Origin of the sequence: Flavobacterium frigoritolerans (genome assembly GCF_025847275.1) — a bacterium.
Taxonomy (GTDB): domain Bacteria; phylum Bacteroidota; class Bacteroidia; order Flavobacteriales; family Flavobacteriaceae; genus Flavobacterium; species Flavobacterium frigoritolerans.
In genome coordinates this window covers 320,146-337,451 of record NZ_JAOZEV010000005.1, presented here as the reverse complement: position 1 = coordinate 337,451, position 17,306 = coordinate 320,146, and the positions used below count along the sequence as shown (strand labels likewise).

The 17,306-nt window shown below is 34.2% G+C and carries 17 protein-coding genes; all 17 read left to right on the top strand.

Going from position 1 to position 17,306, the window contains the following annotated elements; translation table 11 throughout:
• Positions 1 to 471: 471 nt before the first annotated feature.
• The 17 genes from aspS to OIU80_RS09340 all read left to right on the top strand — a co-directional run bounded on the left by aspS (position 472) and on the right by OIU80_RS09340 (position 17,306).
• Positions 472 to 2,229 carry an aspartate--tRNA ligase gene (gene aspS / locus OIU80_RS09420; protein ID WP_264286765.1) on the top strand — a complete coding sequence of 586 codons (1,758 nt, stop codon included), beginning with the start codon at positions 472 to 474 and terminating at the stop codon, positions 2,227 to 2,229.
• A gap of 112 nt (positions 2,230 to 2,341) precedes the next feature.
• Positions 2,342 to 2,536 (top strand): cold-shock protein, encoded by a 195-nt coding sequence (locus OIU80_RS09415; RefSeq protein ID WP_007137066.1) that lies wholly within the window; start codon positions 2,342 to 2,344, stop codon positions 2,534 to 2,536.
• Between the two features lie 246 nt (positions 2,537 to 2,782).
• Positions 2,783 to 3,148: an NADH-quinone oxidoreductase subunit A gene (locus OIU80_RS09410; RefSeq protein WP_264286764.1), complete on the top strand. Its 366-nt coding sequence runs from the start codon at positions 2,783 to 2,785 to the stop codon at positions 3,146 to 3,148.
• 149 nt (positions 3,149 to 3,297) lie between these two features.
• Positions 3,298 to 3,846, top strand: coding sequence for an NADH-quinone oxidoreductase subunit B (locus OIU80_RS09405; RefSeq protein ID WP_035618207.1), 549 nt, complete (start codon positions 3,298 to 3,300; stop codon positions 3,844 to 3,846).
• Between the two features lie 4 nt (positions 3,847 to 3,850).
• Entirely contained in the window at positions 3,851 to 4,372 is a 522-nt protein-coding gene (locus tag OIU80_RS09400) for an NADH-quinone oxidoreductase subunit C (RefSeq protein WP_264286763.1), read from the top strand.
• A 32-nt stretch (positions 4,373 to 4,404) separates the two neighbouring features.
• A complete protein-coding gene (locus tag OIU80_RS09395) occupies positions 4,405 to 5,643 on the top strand; it encodes an NADH-quinone oxidoreductase subunit D (RefSeq protein ID WP_264286762.1) in 1,239 nt (412 codons plus the stop codon).
• 50 nt (positions 5,644 to 5,693) lie between these two features.
• Positions 5,694 to 6,224, top strand: a complete 531-nt coding sequence (locus OIU80_RS09390) for a complex I 24 kDa subunit family protein (RefSeq protein ID WP_035618214.1) — start codon at positions 5,694 to 5,696, stop codon at positions 6,222 to 6,224.
• Between the two features lies 1 nt (position 6,225).
• Positions 6,226 to 7,593: an NADH-quinone oxidoreductase subunit NuoF gene (nuoF, locus tag OIU80_RS09385; protein ID WP_264286761.1), complete on the top strand. Its 1,368-nt coding sequence runs from the start codon at positions 6,226 to 6,228 to the stop codon at positions 7,591 to 7,593.
• Between the two features lie 77 nt (positions 7,594 to 7,670).
• A complete protein-coding gene (locus tag OIU80_RS09380; protein WP_264286760.1) occupies positions 7,671 to 8,702 on the top strand; it encodes a 2Fe-2S iron-sulfur cluster-binding protein in 1,032 nt (343 codons plus the stop codon).
• 2 nt (positions 8,703 to 8,704) lie between these two features.
• Positions 8,705 to 9,757 carry an NADH-quinone oxidoreductase subunit NuoH gene (gene nuoH, locus OIU80_RS09375; protein WP_086893655.1) on the top strand — a complete coding sequence of 351 codons (1,053 nt, stop codon included), beginning with the start codon at positions 8,705 to 8,707 and terminating at the stop codon, positions 9,755 to 9,757.
• A 161-nt stretch (positions 9,758 to 9,918) separates the two neighbouring features.
• Complete coding sequence (locus OIU80_RS09370) at positions 9,919 to 10,464, top strand: NuoI/complex I 23 kDa subunit family protein (RefSeq protein WP_039117043.1); 546 nt, start codon at positions 9,919 to 9,921, stop codon at positions 10,462 to 10,464.
• Positions 10,464 to 11,003 (top strand): NADH-quinone oxidoreductase subunit J family protein, encoded by a 540-nt coding sequence (locus OIU80_RS09365; RefSeq protein WP_264286759.1) that lies wholly within the window; start codon positions 10,464 to 10,466, stop codon positions 11,001 to 11,003. The genes OIU80_RS09370 and OIU80_RS09365 overlap by 1 nt, the downstream gene beginning before the upstream one ends.
• Positions 11,003 to 11,323, top strand: a complete 321-nt coding sequence (gene nuoK, locus OIU80_RS09360; protein ID WP_035618229.1) for an NADH-quinone oxidoreductase subunit NuoK — start codon at positions 11,003 to 11,005, stop codon at positions 11,321 to 11,323. Before OIU80_RS09365 ends, nuoK begins: the two co-directional genes overlap by 1 nt.
• Before the next feature lie 6 nt (positions 11,324 to 11,329).
• Positions 11,330 to 13,213 carry an NADH-quinone oxidoreductase subunit L gene (gene nuoL, locus OIU80_RS09355; protein ID WP_264286758.1) on the top strand — a complete coding sequence of 628 codons (1,884 nt, stop codon included), beginning with the start codon at positions 11,330 to 11,332 and terminating at the stop codon, positions 13,211 to 13,213.
• A gap of 10 nt (positions 13,214 to 13,223) precedes the next feature.
• The gene (locus tag OIU80_RS09350; protein ID WP_264286757.1) at positions 13,224 to 14,663 is read left to right on the top strand and encodes a complex I subunit 4 family protein; all 1,440 of its coding nucleotides are present in this window, start codon (positions 13,224 to 13,226) and stop codon (positions 14,661 to 14,663) included.
• 146 nt (positions 14,664 to 14,809) lie between these two features.
• A complete protein-coding gene (locus OIU80_RS09345) occupies positions 14,810 to 16,180 on the top strand; it encodes an NADH-quinone oxidoreductase subunit N (RefSeq protein ID WP_264286756.1) in 1,371 nt (456 codons plus the stop codon).
• Positions 16,181 to 16,529: 349 nt separating this feature from the next.
• Complete coding sequence (locus tag OIU80_RS09340; RefSeq protein ID WP_264286755.1) at positions 16,530 to 17,306, top strand: Bax inhibitor-1/YccA family protein; 777 nt, start codon at positions 16,530 to 16,532, stop codon at positions 17,304 to 17,306.

Genomic DNA, 17,306 nt, shown 5'->3' with positions numbered 1-17,306 from the left:
TGATTGAGAAAAAAATGAGTAGCAACGGACTTTTAGAACTCAGTTTTACTCCCGAAGAAAAACACCTGACTGATGCAGAATTAAACCCAGTGCATTTTTACATATAAGTAAGCCGAAAAATAATAGACCCCAACGATTTTAGAAATAACTATTATGTTTTTGAAGCCGATCAATTGGTTGCAATGCTTTACCTAAACGTAAACTTGGTGAGAAACCCAGATATGAAAACCATAGTGACTAGTCAGTTGAAACCAACCAAAGTCTCATAGGAAACGGATTCTAAACCTTAAAAGACATCTTGAATAATTGAACTATTAAAGGAAATAAGTCTTTTAGCCTTAAAGATAATTAGAGAAAAATAAACATTTAAATAAACCAAAATAAAAAATAATTAAGAACAACAGCATTATATATTAGAAAACTAGACTTATTTAATTTTTGTGTTTACTTTTGCAATCTAAAATTTGGATCATGTATAGAAGTCATAATTGTGGCGAATTAAACGCCTCACATATTAATACAGAAGTTACACTAGCGGGCTGGGTTCAGAAATCGCGTGATAAGGGATTTATGAATTGGGTCGATTTACGTGACCGTTATGGAATCACACAACTTATTTTTGACGAAAGTCGTAGTGATAAAACCGTTTTTGAAGCAGCAAAAACGCTGGGAAGAGAATTTGTTATTCAAGTTAAAGGAACGGTTATTGAGCGTGAAGACAAGAATAAAAACAAAAACATGATTACTGGTGACATAGAAATTTTAGTTACCGAATTAACTGTTCTTAATGCTGCATTGACACCTCCATTTACAATTGAAGATGAAACTGATGGTGGAGAAGATATCCGAATGAAATATCGTTACCTTGATATTCGTCGTAATCCAGTAAAAAATAGCTTACTGTTCCGTCACAAAGTGGCAATGGAAGTTCGTAAATATTTATCTGACCTAGATTTCTGCGAAGTTGAAACTCCATATTTAATAAAATCGACTCCAGAAGGAGCAAGAGATTTCGTTGTACCAAGTCGTATGAACGAAGGACAATTTTATGCTTTACCACAATCACCACAAACTTTCAAACAATTATTGATGGTTGGAGGAATGGATAAATACTTCCAGATTGTAAAATGTTTCCGTGATGAAGATTTGCGTGCAGACCGTCAGCCAGAGTTTACACAAATCGATTGCGAAATGGCATTCGTAGAGCAAGAAGACATTTTAAATGTTTTTGAAGGATTGACAAGACATTTACTAAAAGAAATAAAAGGTGTAGAAGTAGATAAATTCCCAAGAATTACCTACGACTATGCTATGAAAACATACGGAAATGATAAACCGGACATTCGTTTCGGAATGGAATTTGGAGAATTAAACGAATTTGCACAACACAAAGAATTCCCAGTATTTAATGCTGCCGAATTAGTAGTTGGTATTGCAGTTCCTGGCGCAGGAAATTATACCCGTAAAGAAATCGACGGATTGATTGACTGGGTTAAACGTCCACAAGTTGGTGCATCTGGAATGGTGTATGCTAAATGTAATGACGATGGAACGTACAAATCATCTGTAGATAAATTTTACGACCAAGAAGATTTAACCAATTGGGCAAAAGTTACAGGAGCAAAACCTGGCGATATGATTTTTGTTCTTTCTGGTCCAGCCAATAAAACACGTACTCAGTTAAGTGCTTTACGTATGGAATTAGCAACTCGTTTAGGTTTGCGTAAACCAGAAGAATTTGCTCCACTATGGGTAGTTGATTTTCCATTATTGGAATTAGACGAAGAAACTGGTCGTTACCATGCAATGCACCACCCGTTTACATCTCCTAAACCAGAAGATATGCAATTATTAGAAACTGAGCCTGGAAAAGTTCGTGCTAATGCATATGATATGGTGCTAAACGGAAATGAAATCGGAGGAGGTTCTATTCGTATTCACGACAAAGCAACACAGCAGTTAATGTTTAAATATCTTGGATTTACTGAAGATGAGGCTAAAGCACAATTTGGATTTTTGATGGACGCATTCCAATTTGGAGCTCCACCACACGGAGGATTGGCTTTTGGATTAGACAGATTAGTAGCTATACTAGGTGGACAAGAGACAATTAGAGATTTTATAGCATTCCCTAAAAACAATTCGGGTCGTGATGTTATGATTGATGCTCCTGCTCCTATAGATGCTTTACAATTAAAGGAATTACATATCAAAATTGACGCAATATAACGAGCGAATACACTGTAAATCAATATTTTTTCTAAAAAATTAACAGTTTGTTGTCTTTTGTATTATTTTATATCTTACATTTGCCTCATTATAAATTATTATTACTATTACAATGCGTACAGGTACAGTTAAATTTTTCAATGAGTCTAAAGGTTACGGGTTCATTACAGACGAAGAAACAGGAAAAGACATTTTCGTTCATGCATCAGGAATCAACGCGGAAGAATTACGCGAAGGTGACAGAGTTAGCTACGAAGAAGAAGAAGGAAGAAAAGGTAAAGTTGCTGCTAAAGTTGCAGTAATCTAAGCATAAAAATATAGCAATTTATTTTTTTTGCCACCGAATGCTTAAAAGCGTTTCGATTAATTTCGAAACGCTTTTTTTTTACGTCTATTTCTTAAAAAAATCATAAAATTAGAAATCTTATTTATAATCAATAAAAATTACACTATTACTACATTTCAAAACCTACTTAAATCATTTTTTAGCTTGTGATTTACATACTTGAAGGCTATCTTTGTGACTTATTTTTAAGCAAAAAATCCTTAAATTATGCATTCAGATCAAGTAAATTATATTCCAATTTTAATGCAGCTTATTTTAGCTGTTGGTTTTGTAGTAGGAACCATTATCATTTCTGGAAAATTAGGTCCAAAAAGAGCTTCTGCCAGCAAAGACAAAAACTTTGAGTGTGGTGTCGAATCTATTGGTAATGCCCGTGTACCATTTTCAGTAAAATACTTCTTGGTTGCCATCTTGTTTGTATTGTTCGATGTTGAGGTTATTTTCCTTTACCCATGGGCAGCAAACTTTAAAGAACTAGGTATGGAAGGAATGCTAAAAATGCTAATATTCATGTCGCTTCTTCTAGTAGGCTTTTTCTACATTATCAAAAAGAAAGCCCTAGAGTGGGAATAAAAAGAGATTTTAGATTTTAGATTAGTGATTTTATAATTACAGTTTAAAATTTAAAACCCTTGAATTAATACAATTGATTTAAAAAAATTGATTTCACGTTTTACGATTTCAAAAAATCTAAAATTAGAAATCAGAAATCTAAGATAAAAATGAGCGATTCAAATATAAATATGGTTGCCCCGCCAGAAGGAGTCACAGGAGAGGGTTTCTTCGCTACAAAACTTAACGATGTTGTAGGTTTAGCAAGAGCCAATTCATTATGGCCTTTACCATTTGCAACATCATGTTGTGGTATCGAATTCATGGCAACAATGGCTTCGCATTACGATATAGCACGATTTGGTTCTGAGCGTGTGAGTTTTTCTCCTCGTCAAGCTGATATGTTAATGGTAATGGGAACTATTTCTAAAAAAATGGGCCCTGTTTTACGTCAGGTTTACGAACAAATGGCAGAGCCTCGTTGGGTTATTGCCGTAGGTGCTTGCGCATCATCTGGAGGTATTTTTGATACTTATTCAGTTCTACAAGGAATTGACAAAATAATACCTGTTGATGTTTATGTTCCGGGTTGCCCGCCAAGACCAGAACAAATTCTTGATGGTGTAATGAAATTACAAGAATTAGTAAAAAGCGAGTCTGTAAGAAGACGTAGCTCACCTGAGTACCAAGAATTATTGGCTTCATATAACATTCAATAACAAAATGGCATTAGAGACAATAGAAATTCAAGATAAATTAATTGAAACATTTGGAGAAAGTGTTTTCAATTTCAATCAAGAAAGAGATATTTTTTCATTAGAAGTTGATTCTGAAAAAATTACAGCTGTAATTCTTTTTTTGAAAAATGACCCGATATTACGTTTTCATTTTTTAACCGATTTATGTGGTATTCATTACCCTGATAATGACGTTGATCATCAATTTGCAATAGTATATCATTTGCATAACTGGTATGAGAACAAAAGAATAAAAATAAAAGCCTTTATTAATGGTGAAAAGCCAGAAATAAAAACCATATCAAACATTTTCTTGTGTTCAAACTGGATGGAAAGAGAAACGTATGATTTTTATGGCGTAAATTTCATCGGTCACCCACAATTGAAACGTATCTTGAACATGGATGAAATGATTTCATTTCCTATGCGTAAAGAGTTTCCTTTGGAAGACAGTGGAAGAACAGATAAAGACGACAGGTTCTTTGGAAGAACAACAACAAATTTCTAAGACAAAATCATATAATTTTTCACATTAAATAAATGTCAGAACTATTATTACCACCAGAGCATCGCTATGCTAAAATAATCGAACAGAAACTAAACGACGAAGGAAGTGAACTTTCTGTTCTGAACTTAGGGCCAACACACCCAGCTACACACGGTATTTTTCAAAACGTACTATTAATGGACGGTGAAAGAATTCTTGAGGCTGAAACAACTATTGGTTACATCCACAGAGCATTCGAAAAAATTGCCGAAAATCGTCCTTTTTATCAAATCACTCCTCTTACAGACCGAATGAACTATTGCTCCTCTCCTATCAACAATATGGGATGGTGGATGACTCTAGAAAAACTTTTGGATATTGAAATACCTAAACGTGTTCAATACTTAAGAGTTATCGTAATGGAATTGGCAAGGATTACGGATCATATCATCTGTAATTCAATTCTTGGTGTAGATACAGGTGCGTACACAGGTTTCCTTTACGTTTTTCAATTTAGAGAAAAAATATACGAAATCTATGAAGAAATTTGTGGAGCTCGTTTAACTACAAATATGGGAAGAATCGGTGGATTTGAAAGAGATTGGTCTGAGGCCGCTTTTCAAAAAATCGAAACTTTCTTAGAAGAATTTCCAGTTGCATGGAAAGAATTCGAAAGCTTATTTGAAAGAAACAGAATTTTCATTGACAGAACGGTTAATGTTGGACCAATAAGTGCCGATAGAGCTATGGCTTACGGTTTTACAGGACCAAACTTACGTGCTAGTGGTGTTGATTACGACATTCGTGTTGCACAACCCTATTCATCTTACGAAGATTTTGACTTTATAGTTCCTGTTGGAAAATCTGGAGATACTTACGATCGTTTCTGCGTTCGTAATGCAGAAGTTTGGGAAAGTTTAAGCATTATTCGTCAAGCATTAGATAAAATGCCTGAAGGAAATGTTTTCCATGCTGAAGTTCCTGATTATTATCTTCCTCCAAAAGAAGATGTATACACTAATATGGAATCTTTAATATATCACTTTAAGATTGTTATGGGAGAAGTTCCAGTTCCTGTTGCCGAAATATACCATGCGGTTGAAGGCGGGAATGGCGAATTAGGTTTTTACCTGGTAACCGACGGAAGTAGAACTCCATACAGATTGCATTTTAGAAGACCTTGCTTTATATATTACCAAGCTTATCCTGAAATGATTAAAGGAGCTATGTTATCGGATGCCATTGTAATATTATCAAGTTTAAATGTTATCGCTGGAGAGTTAGACGCTTAAAAGATTTCAGATTGTAGAATAACGATTTTTGATTTCAGATTTAAAATAAAATGGAAAGAACACATTACAAACAAGAAATAAATATGACTGAGGCATTGATGAACCGCATCAATGAACTAATCAGTCATTATCCTGAAGACAAAAGAAAATCGGCATTATTGCCTGTTTTACACGAAGTACAAGACGCCCATGAAAATTGGCTAAGTATAGAGTTACAGGATAAGGTTGCCGAAATTTTACATATAAAGCCAATTGAGGTTTATGAGGTAGTAACTTTCTACACTATGTACAACCAAAAACCAATGGGTAAATACATGTTTGAATTTTGCCAAACTTCTTGTTGTTGTTTAAGTGGTGCCGAAAATTTAATGGATTATACATCTGAGAAATTAGGTATCAAAATGGGTGAAACAACTCCTGACGGTATGTTCAGCATTGCTGGTGTAGAATGCTTAGGTGCTTGTGGATATGCTCCAATGATGCAGTTAGGTGATTTCTACAAAGAAAAACTTACCGAAGAAAAAATTGATCAGTTAATCGCTGATTGCAAGGATAATAAAATAATATTACACGATAAATAATATGTCACAGAAAATATTATTAGATAAAATCAATATTCCTGGTATTAAAACCTACGAAGTATACCGCAAAAATGGTGGTTATGCATCTGTAGAAAAAGCTATAAAAACGCTAACACCAGACGAAGTTGTTGAAGAAGTAAAAAAATCAGGTCTTCGTGGTCGTGGTGGTGCAGGTTTCCCCGCGGGAATGAAATGGAGTTTTATTGATAAAAAATCAGGAAAACCAAGACATTTAGTTTGCAACGCCGACGAATCTGAGCCAGGTACTTTCAAGGATCGTTATTTGATGGAATTCATTCCTCACTTATTGATTGAAGGGATGATTACTTCAAGTTTTGCCTTAGGCGCTAACCTATCATATATCTATATTCGTGGAGAATATATGTGGGTTTACAAAATATTAGAAAGAGCCATTGCCGAAGCGAAAGCTGCTGGATTTTTGGGGAAAAATATATTAGGATCAGGATATGATCTAGAACTACACGTTCACTGTGGAGCCGGTGCTTATATTTGTGGTGAAGAAACTGCACTTATTGAGTCATTGGAAGGAAAAAGAGGAAATCCGCGTATTAAACCACCATTCCCTGCTGTTTCTGGACTTTGGGCTAACCCAACCGTAGTAAACAATGTTGAAACTATTGCCACTGTGCCATGGATTATCAACAACTCTGGTGATGATTATGCCAAAATTGGTGTAGGCCGTTCTACTGGAACTAAATTAATCTCTGCTTCTGGACACGTTAAAAATCCTGGAGTTTACGAAATTGAATTAGGTTTAAGTGTTGATGAATTTATGAATTCTGATGAATACTTAGGCGGAATGTCTTCTAGCAGACCTTTGAAAGCATTTGTTCCTGGAGGTTCTTCAGTGCCAATTTTACCTGCTGAATTAATTTTTAAAACTGCAAATGGTGAAGATCGTTTAATGACTTACGAATCTTTAAGTGATGGTGGTTTTGCTACTGGATCGATGTTAGGTTCTGGAGGATTTATCGTGTACAACGACACTGCTTGTATCGTAAGAAATACATGGAACTTTGCACGTTTTTACCATCACGAATCTTGCGGACAATGTACTCCTTGTCGTGAAGGTACAGGCTGGTTAGAAAAAATATTGTGGAGAATCGAAAACGGTCAAGGCCGTGAAGAGGATATCGAATTATTATGGAGCATCCAAAGTAAAATCGAAGGAAATACGATTTGCCCACTTGGAGATGCAGCATCTTGGCCTGTAGCAGCAGCTATTCGTCATTTTAGAGATGAATTTGAATACCACGTTCGTTTCCCAGAAAAGATAAAAAACAGAGAGCATTTTGTTGCTGAACCTTTTTCGCAAGTGAAACATTTAGTAACAAAACAAACAGTTTAAATTAGTTTAAAGCTTTTTAGTTTAAAGTTCAACAACTTGAAACTTTAAACCTTAAACTAAAATAACAAAATATAGAGATGAAAGTAACCATAGACGGTCAAAGTATAGACGTAGAGCCAGGGACAACAATCCTACAGGCTGCACGTATGATTGGTGGAGATTTAGTTCCGCCTGCCATGTGCTATTACTCAAAATTAAAAGGTAGCGGAGGAAAATGCCGTTGTTGTTTAGTTGAAGTATCGAAAGGAAGTGAAGCTGACCCAAGACCAATGCCAAAATTGATGGCATCTTGTGTAACAGGATGTATGGATGGTATGGAAGTAAACAGCAAATCTTCTGACAGAGTAACTGAAGCACGTAAATCAGTAACAGAATTTTTATTGATTAACCACCCTTTAGATTGCCCTATTTGTGATCAGGCTGGTGAATGTGATCTTCAAAATTTAAGTTTTGAGCACGGAAATCCGAAATCACGTTTTATTGAAGAAAAAAGAACTTTTGAACCAGAAGATATCGGTCCGCATATACAATTGCACATGAACCGTTGTATCTTATGTCAGAGATGTGTACAAGTTGCAGATCAATTGACAGATAATAGAGTTCACGGAGTATTAGATCGTGGTGATCACGCTAATATTTCGACTGGTATCTCTAAAGCAATCGATAATGAGTTCTCTGGAAACATGATCGATGTATGCCCTGTTGGAGCTTTGACTGATAAAACGTTCCGTTTTAAATCAAGAGTTTGGTTTAATAAGCCTTATAATGCACACAGAGAATGTACTACTCCTGGATGTTGTGGTAAAACAACTGTTTGGATGTTTGGTGGCGAAATACAACGTGTTACTGGCCGTAAAGATGTTTACCATGAAGTAGAAGAGTTTATTTGTAATAGTTGTCGTTTTGACCACAAAAACGTTGCTGACTGGACTATTGAAGGACCAAGAGAGTTTGAGAAAGATTCAGTTATCAACCAAAATAACTATACTCGTAAGTTAGAAAAAGTAGAAATCGATACTGAAAAGAATATTCTTTTAGGTAGAGATGAAGACCGTAAAAAAATTAGTATGGCTCAAATTCCATTAACCAATAACGACAAAAACTCTTAGAAATGGATAGTACATTTATAATAGAAAAAAGTGTTGTAATTCTTGTGGTTTTTGCTGTAACTATGATTATGGCGATGTATTCTACTTGGGCTGAACGTAAAGTTGCAGCTTACTTACAAGATCGTGTTGGACCAAACCGTGCTGGTTGGGGTGGATTATTACAACCTCTTGCAGATGGTATGAAGTTATTCTCGAAAGAAGAATTTATCCCTAATACACCAAACAAATTTTTATTTGTAGTAGGCCCTGCAATTGCCATGAGTACTGCTTTAATGACAAGTGCCGTAATTCCTTGGGGAGATAAGTTACACTTATTTGGCAGAGATATTTTATTACAAGCTACAGATATCAACATTGGATTATTATATTTCTTCGGAGTTGTTTCTGTTGGAGTTTATGGTATCATGATTGGTGGATGGGCATCTAACAGTAAATTCTCATTGATGGGAGCGGTTCGTGCTGCTTCGCAAATGGTTTCATATGAAATTGCAATGGGTTTATCCATGATTGCTTTGTTAATGATGACTGGTAGTTTAAGCTTAAGAGAAATCTCTATGCAACAAGCCGAAATGAACTGGAACGTATTTTACCAACCTTTATCTTTCTTGATTTTCCTTATTTGTGCTTTTGCTGAAACAAACAGAACTCCTTTTGACTTAGCAGAATGTGAAACGGAATTAGTTGGTGGATATCATACGGAGTATTCTTCGATGAAAATGGGATTCTATTTATTTGCTGAATATGCAAATATGTTTATCTCTGCTACTATTATTTCTGTATTATTCTTTGGTGGTTATAACTATCCTGGGATGCAATGGATGGTGGAGAATGCAGGTGTAAATCCAGCTAACGTTTTAGGAATGGTAGTTTTATTTGCTAAAATATGCTTTTTCATATTTTTCTATATGTGGGTTCGTTGGACTATTCCAAGATTCAGATATGACCAATTGATGCATTTGGGTTGGAAAATATTAATTCCGCTTTCTATCATCAATATCATGATTACAGGTGTTGTGATGTTAAGAGGTGAAATTGCAGCTTATTTAGGGTTTTAATAAACGGAAATACCTAGCCCTGATAAAAGTGAAAATCCTTTATTGTTTTCCTTTAAAACAATAAAGATTGTAACAGATAGCAGGATTAGCTTCAGATAAAAATAAAAGAAATAAATTTTTGAATTTGGTTTTGGAATCAAAATCGCAAATGATAAATTAAAATGTCGATAGAAACAATATCATTATCGGGTAGAAAAAAGGTAGTCTCTAACAAAGAGATGACTTTTCTTGAGCGATTGTACCTTGTTGCAATTTTCAAGGGGTTGGTTATTACAATCAAACACTTTTTTAGACGTAAGAAAACAATTCACTATCCAGAACAAGTTCGTGTACGAAGCGATGTTTATCGTGGTCAACACCAGTTGAAACGCGATGAGCAAGGTCGTGAGAACTGTACTGCGTGTGGATTATGTGCTTTGTCATGTCCTGCTGAGGCAATCACAATGAAAGCCGAAGAACGTAAAGCAAATGAGAAACATTTGTACAGAGAAGAAAAATATGCTTCGATATATGAGATAAATATGTTACGTTGTATTTTTTGCGGATTGTGTGAAGAGGCTTGTCCTAAAGATGCAATTTACCTGACTACGTCAAAAGTATTGGTTCCTTCTAGTTACGAAAGAGAAGATTTTATTTTTGGAAAAGACAAATTAGTGATGCCACTAGATGTGGCTATGAAAAACGCTCAACTTAAAAACGCTAATTAATGATACATATACCTGATTTTGCAAATGCAAATGCAATACAAATTACTTTTTGTATATTAGCTTTCATAACAGTGATAACTGCTTTCTTAACGATTTTTAGTCGTAACCCTATTCATAGTGCTATTTATTTAGTGATTTGCTTTTTCTCGATTGCGGGTCATTATTTACTATTAAATGCTCAGTTTCTAGCGATAGTTCATATTATAGTATATTCGGGAGCCATAATGATTTTGTTTTTATTTACCATTATGTTGATGAACCTGAACGAAAAACACGAAGTGCATAAACCCCGAATTACTCGTTTGGGAGCTATTGTTTCTTTCTGTTTGATTTGTATTGTATTAATTGCAATATTTATTAACTCTAAACCAATTGTTGGTGAATACGACTCGACTGGTGAAGATTTTCAATCGATAAAAGTATTAGGTAAAATATTACTGAACGAATATATGGTTCCGTTTGAATTTGCTTCTATTTTACTTTTGGTTGCCATGATTGGAACTGTGTTATTGTCTAAAAAAGAAAAATTGAAAAAATAATGAATAATATTTTAAATCAAATAGGTATTGAAAACTACATATTTTTAAGTGTAGTCCTTTTTTGCGTAGGTATATTTGGTGTTTTATACAGACGTAATGCGATTATCGTTTTTATGTCTATCGAAATCATGCTTAATGCCGTAAACTTATTATTTGTTGCTTTCTCTACTTATCACCAAGATGCACAAGGACAAGTATTCGTATTTTTCTCGATGGCAGTTGCTGCAGCTGAAGTTGCGGTTGGATTGGCAATTTTAGTATCGATATTTAGAAACATACATTCAATTAGTATCGATAATTTAAAAAATTTAAAAGGATAAATGGCAATGGATACCAATTTAGCTTTAGTTTTAGTATTAGCTCCTTTTTTAGGATTTTTAATCAATGTTTTCTTTGGAAAAAGTCTAGGAAAGACAGTTTCTGGCGCTATCGGAACGCTTTCTGTAGTGGTTTCATTTGCTGTAACTATTTATTTTTTCCTTCAAATAAATCAGACTCAACAACCTATCAACATTTCTTTATTTGAATGGATTCAGATAAGTAATTTCAAAGTTGATTTAGGTTTCTTATTAGATCAATTGTCATTACTTTGGTTACTTTTTGTAACTGGTATTGGTTCTTTGATTCACTTATACTCTATCAGCTATATGCATGATGATGAGAAAATGCACCAGTTTTTTGCTTACTTAAACCTGTTTGTGTTTTTCATGATTACGCTTGTTGTTGGAAGTAACTTATTAGTATTGTTCATTGGTTGGGAAGGTGTAGGACTTTGTTCTTACTTACTAATCGGTTTTTGGTATAAAAACCAAGAGTATAATGATGCAGCTAAAAAAGCTTTCATCATGAACAGAATTGGAGATTTAGGATTATTGGTTGGTATTTTTATCATCGGTTCTATGTTCTCTTCTTTAGATTATGCAACTATAAAAACTGCTATCGCTAGCGCAACTGACTTAAATGTTCCGTTGCTTTCTTTAGCTGCTTTTTGTTTGTTTATTGGTGCTTGTGGTAAATCGGCTCAAATCCCGTTATACACATGGTTGCCAGATGCGATGGCTGGACCAACTCCGGTTTCTGCATTAATTCACGCTGCTACGATGGTAACTGCTGGTATCTTTATGATTACCAGATTGAATTTTGTTTTTGATTTAACTCCAGATGTACAAAGCTTAATTGCTATTATTGGTGCAATAACTTCTCTTGTTACTGCTACAATTGGTCTGGTTCAAAATGATATTAAAAAAGTATTGGCTTACTCTACTGTTTCGCAATTAGGATTAATGTTCTTAGCTTTAGGATTAGGTGCTTACGAAGTGGCAGTATTTCACGTTATAACTCACGCTTTCTTTAAAGCTTGTTTGTTCTTGGGTTCTGGTTCTGTAATTCACGCTTTGCACGGCGAACAAGATATGCGTAAAATGGGTGGTTTGCGTAAAGCTATGCCAGTTACATTTATCACAATGCTTGTTTCTTCATTGGCAATATCGGGAGTTCCATTATTTTCTGGATTCTTCTCGAAAGACGAGATTTTATTGACTGCTTTTCACCATAACATACCGCTTTATGTTGTTGCATCGGTTGCATCTATCATGACTGCTTTTTATATGTTTAGATTAATGTTCTTAACTTTCTTTAAAGATTTTAGAGGTACTGAACACCAAAAAAGTCATTTACACGAAAGCCCTGCTTTAATCACTTTCCCATTAATTGTTTTAGCAATCTTAGCTACTTTTGGCGGATTGATTAGCTTACCTGGAAATAGCTGGTTGAATACCTATTTGGCTCCGCTTTTTACAAAAGTAGCTGGCGAAGCTCATCATTTAGGAACTACTGAATATACCTTAATGGGTGTTGCTGTTATTGGTGGTTTAGTTGGTATTTTTATTGCCTACTTAAAATACATCAAACAGGATAATGTTCCTGGTGAAGATGAATCTATAACTGGAGTTGCAAAAGTATTATACAACAAGTATTATGTTGATGAAGCTTACGATTATGTATTTGTACGCTCTATTAATGGATTATCTAAATTCTTTAGAGATTATGTTGAAACAAGTATATCAGCACTTGTTTTCGGATTAGGAAAAGTAACCAATGAGATAAGTTATCAAGGTAGAAAATTACAAAGCGGAAGTATCGGACTGTATTTGTTCGCATTTGTTTTGGGTCTTTGTGCCATTGTTTCTTATATATTTTTAGCTCAATAATTTAATAACTATGAACGTTTCTCTTATATTAATTATACTTTTAATTGGTGCATTTGTCACTTATTTTGTTGGTGATAAACTAGCTTCAAAAGTAGCTTTGTTCTTTAGTTTGGCCGCTTTAGGTTGTTCGATTGTATTGTTAAATCATTATAATCTTGGCGAAAGCATTAGCTATATTAGCCAATGGATTATTCAGCCTAAAATTTCATTTGTATTAAATGCAGATGGATTGGGTATTGCAATGTTGTTGCTTACAACTGCTTTAACGCCTATAATCATATTCTCTTCTTTTGGTAATTCTTACCCAAATGCAAAAGGATTCTATGCTTTAATTTTATTCATGGCATTTGCAATGGTGGGGACTTTCCTTGCTGCAGATGGTTTGTTATATTATATCTTCTGGGAATTATCATTAATCCCTATTTACTTCATTGCCTTAATTTGGGGTAATGGTGATACTGAAGAGCGCAGAAAAGCGGTAGTTAAATTCTTTATCTACACGCTTGCTGGTTCATTATTCATGCTTGTAGCATTTGTTTATTTATACACAAAAGCGGGTAGCTTCTTATTGACTGATTTATACGAACTGAATTTATCTGCAACTGAGCAACTTTGGATATTCTTAGCTTTCTTCTTAGCTTATGCTATTAAGATTCCTCTTATTCCTTTTCATACTTGGCAAGCAAGTGTTTACCAAAAAGCTCCTACTGTAGGAACTATGCTTTTATCTGGTATCATGCTTAAAATGGGATTGTATAGTATCATACGTTGGCAGTTGCCAATTGCTCCACTTCCTGCACAAGAATACATGAATGTATTTATTGGGTTAGGTATTGCTGGTGTGATCTATGGTTCTATTGTTGCATTAAGACAAAAAGACTTAAAAAAATTACTTGCTTATTCTTCATTAGCTCACGTTGGGTTAATTGCTGCAGGTACTTATACATTAACTGCTGATGGTTTAAGCGGATCTGTTTTACAAATGATTGCTCACGGTTTTGTGGTAGTTGGTTTGTTCTTGGCTGCCGAAATCATCTTCAGAAGATACGAAACTAGAGCTATTGCTGAGTTGGGTGGAATTCGTTACCAATCGCCTAAGTTCACTTCGATGTTTTTAATTTTAGTATTGGCATCGGTAGCATTACCATCTACGTTTAACTTTGTTGGAGAGTTTACAGTATTATATAGTCTTTCTCAAATTAATATTTGGTTTGCCGTTATAGGTGGAACTACTATTATTCTTGGTGCTTACTATATGCTTAAAATGTTTCAACATGTAATGTTAGGCGAAACAAATACGAAACCTTTTGCTGATGTATCTATCTCTGAAGGAATTTCGCTTGTAGCAATTATAGCTGTATTATTCTTTTTTGGATTGTATCCAAAACCAATTACAGATTTGATTTCTCCAAGTTTAGATGTAATTTTAAAAGTTATACATAGAAATTAAGATTTTAGAATAAAAGGTAATTATTTTTGAATTCGGATTTTATCTGACTCTTAAAAAGTTACACTGCTAAAGAATAAATAACATATTTTAAATAAAAATAAATTAGGGCATCATTAGTTTTAGATTCCTAAATCAAAAAAACAAAAATGAATACATTAATAGCTATAATAGGATTGGGTGTTTTTTGCCTACTGTTTGAAATTCTTAATTTAAGAAAAGCCATTATTCCAGTAACTATAATTGGTTTATTAGGCGTTTTGGCAATAAACTATTCAGAATTTGGTTTAACCGAAAGTTATTACAATAACATGATTGCGGTGAGTAAATACTCTACGGCATTTTCATCTTTGTTTATTGTTTTAACTATTTTCTTAGTGGCTTTGAGTTACAACTTCTACGAAGATCATCAAACAAAAATTTCTGATTATATAGCCATTAAAATATTCTTATTGGCTGGAGCTGTAGCAATGGTTTCTTTCGGAAACTTAGCGATGTTCTTTTTAGGAATCGAAGTATTATCAATCGCATTATACGTACTTGCTGCAAGTGATAGAACGAAGATAAAAAGTAATGAAGCTGGTATGAAATATTTCTTGATGGGTTCTTTCGCGTCTGGGATTATCTTATTCGGAATCTGTTTGATTTACGGTGCTATGGGTAGTTTTGATGTAATCGAAATTAGTGACTTATCTCAATCTGCTGAGTTACCTATTTGGTTTCCAATTGGTATTGTTCTATTAACTGTTGGTATGTTGTTTAAAGTTGCTGCTGTTCCTTTCCACTTTTGGGCTCCAGATGTTTACGAAGGTTCTCCTGCTTTAACAACTGCTTTAATGAGTACTTTGGCTAAAGTTGTTGCTATTGCTACTTTATACAAACTGTTAACGATATTGAATGCTGAACTTTCTGAAAGCTATGTTATCGTAATCGTAATTGTTTCGATGTTGTCTATGACTGTTGGTAATATTATGGCATTGCGTCAGGTTAATGTAAAACGTATGCTTGCTTACTCTGGTATTTCGCATGCTGGTTTCATGTTAATGACTTTATTAACTTTGGCTACTTCTGCTGGAACTCTTTTATATTACACTACCGCTTATGCATTAGCTGGAATTGCAGCTTTTAGTGTAATCTTATATGTTTGTAAAAATCAAGATAATGAAGACATCACTAATTTTCATGGTTTAGGAAAAACTAATCCTTTATTAGCAGCAATCCTTACGGCTTCGCTTTTATCTATGGCTGGTATTCCTATTTTTGCTGGGTTCTTTGCTAAGTTATTCTTGTTTAATCAAGCAATACAAGCTGGATACATCGCATTAGTAATTGTTGCAGTAGTTAACTCTATCATAAGTGTTGGTTATTACTTCAAATTAATATTAGCAATGTACACTAAAGAACCTAATGAAGCTCGTACAGGAAGACCATTCCTTATTTATGCTGTTGCAGTAGTTTCTATACTATTAAACATCATCATAGGTTTATTTCCTTCTTTGATTTTAGATCTTTTGAACTAATCATAATTACATAAAAATACAAGCCATCAAGTTTTACACTTGGTGGCTTTTTTTATTTGAACCATATAAGTTATTTAAGAGAATGTAAGTTTTAGCTGGAGGAATAAATCTAAAACTAGTATAGCCTTTAGTCTAACCTTATAATTATTTTGGCTAAAGCCACATTTATTATCAATTCATCAACCTCCAGCTAAAGTAGGAGGCAATTCAGAATAAAAATGGAACTCTTATGCTTTAGAAGCCACTCAGGATAAAAAAGACATAATCCAATTGTTAAAATATTTATAGCGCTTAAGGCAAATATCAAAATATAGGTTATATTTGGTACGTTTTAAAATCAAAATATATTATGGCTTTCAATTCAAACAACCCGTTTTTAAGTAATAAACGTTTTTCTCCAACTTCGGTTGTAGCAAAAAGTGACAATCCTCATCAGGCAAGAGTTATCGATTATGGTAACGAAATGACATTATCAGGTACTATCAATAAAACTCTTATTTTATTTTTATTGCTTACTGCTACTGCAATGATAACTTGGTGGATGTCTTTTAACGGAATCAACCCTATGCTTCCTACTATTGGTGGAGCAATCGTTGGATTAATTTTAGTAGTTATTGCAGCATTCAAACCGCAGCTTTCTCCATACCTAGCACCTGGCTATGCCTTGTTCGAAGGTTTGTTCATTGGTGGTATATCTGCAATTTTTGAAGCAATGTATCCTGGAATCGTAGTTCAGGCTGTTGGTGCTACATTTGTAACATTTATGGTTTGTCTTGGTTTATATAAATTCAAAATCGTAAAAGTAACAGAGCAATTCAAATCGGTTGTTATGGCAGCTACATTAGCAATTGCTACTTACTACTTAATCTCTTGGTTATTTTCGATGTTTACAAGCTTTACCCCTGTTCATCATGGCAGCTCTATGATGAGTATTGGTATTAGTGTTTTTGTAATTGTTATTGCAGCTCTAAACCTATTCTTAGATTTTGACAGAATAGAGCAAGGTGTTCAGGAAAAAATGCCTAAATTCATGGAATGGTACGGTGCAATGGGATTAATGATCACTCTAGTTTGGTTATATATCGAATTCCTAAGATTGTTATCTAAATTGAATAGTAGAAACTAA

What these genes read in the sequence shown, in the direction of transcription:
- aspS (WP_264286765.1), top strand. Translation starts at nt 472, where the DNA reads ATGTATAGAAGTCATAATTGTGGCGAATTAAACGCCTCACATATTAAT.
- OIU80_RS09415 (WP_007137066.1), top strand. Translation starts at nt 2,342, where the DNA reads ATGCGTACAGGTACAGTTAAATTTTTCAATGAGTCTAAAGGTTACGGG.
- OIU80_RS09410 (WP_264286764.1), top strand. Translation starts at nt 2,783, where the DNA reads ATGCATTCAGATCAAGTAAATTATATTCCAATTTTAATGCAGCTTATT.
- OIU80_RS09405 (WP_035618207.1), top strand. Translation starts at nt 3,298, where the DNA reads ATGAGCGATTCAAATATAAATATGGTTGCCCCGCCAGAAGGAGTCACA.
- OIU80_RS09400 (WP_264286763.1), top strand. Translation starts at nt 3,851, where the DNA reads ATGGCATTAGAGACAATAGAAATTCAAGATAAATTAATTGAAACATTT.
- OIU80_RS09395 (WP_264286762.1), top strand. Translation starts at nt 4,405, where the DNA reads ATGTCAGAACTATTATTACCACCAGAGCATCGCTATGCTAAAATAATC.
- OIU80_RS09390 (WP_035618214.1), top strand. Translation starts at nt 5,694, where the DNA reads ATGGAAAGAACACATTACAAACAAGAAATAAATATGACTGAGGCATTG.
- nuoF (WP_264286761.1), top strand. Translation starts at nt 6,226, where the DNA reads ATGTCACAGAAAATATTATTAGATAAAATCAATATTCCTGGTATTAAA.
- OIU80_RS09380 (WP_264286760.1), top strand. Translation starts at nt 7,671, where the DNA reads ATGAAAGTAACCATAGACGGTCAAAGTATAGACGTAGAGCCAGGGACA.
- nuoH (WP_086893655.1), top strand. Translation starts at nt 8,705, where the DNA reads ATGGATAGTACATTTATAATAGAAAAAAGTGTTGTAATTCTTGTGGTT.
- OIU80_RS09370 (WP_039117043.1), top strand. Translation starts at nt 9,919, where the DNA reads ATGTCGATAGAAACAATATCATTATCGGGTAGAAAAAAGGTAGTCTCT.
- OIU80_RS09365 (WP_264286759.1), top strand. Translation starts at nt 10,464, where the DNA reads ATGATACATATACCTGATTTTGCAAATGCAAATGCAATACAAATTACT.
- nuoK (WP_035618229.1), top strand. Translation starts at nt 11,003, where the DNA reads ATGAATAATATTTTAAATCAAATAGGTATTGAAAACTACATATTTTTA.
- nuoL (WP_264286758.1), top strand. Translation starts at nt 11,330, where the DNA reads ATGGATACCAATTTAGCTTTAGTTTTAGTATTAGCTCCTTTTTTAGGA.
- OIU80_RS09350 (WP_264286757.1), top strand. Translation starts at nt 13,224, where the DNA reads ATGAACGTTTCTCTTATATTAATTATACTTTTAATTGGTGCATTTGTC.
- OIU80_RS09345 (WP_264286756.1), top strand. Translation starts at nt 14,810, where the DNA reads ATGAATACATTAATAGCTATAATAGGATTGGGTGTTTTTTGCCTACTG.
- OIU80_RS09340 (WP_264286755.1), top strand. Translation starts at nt 16,530, where the DNA reads ATGGCTTTCAATTCAAACAACCCGTTTTTAAGTAATAAACGTTTTTCT.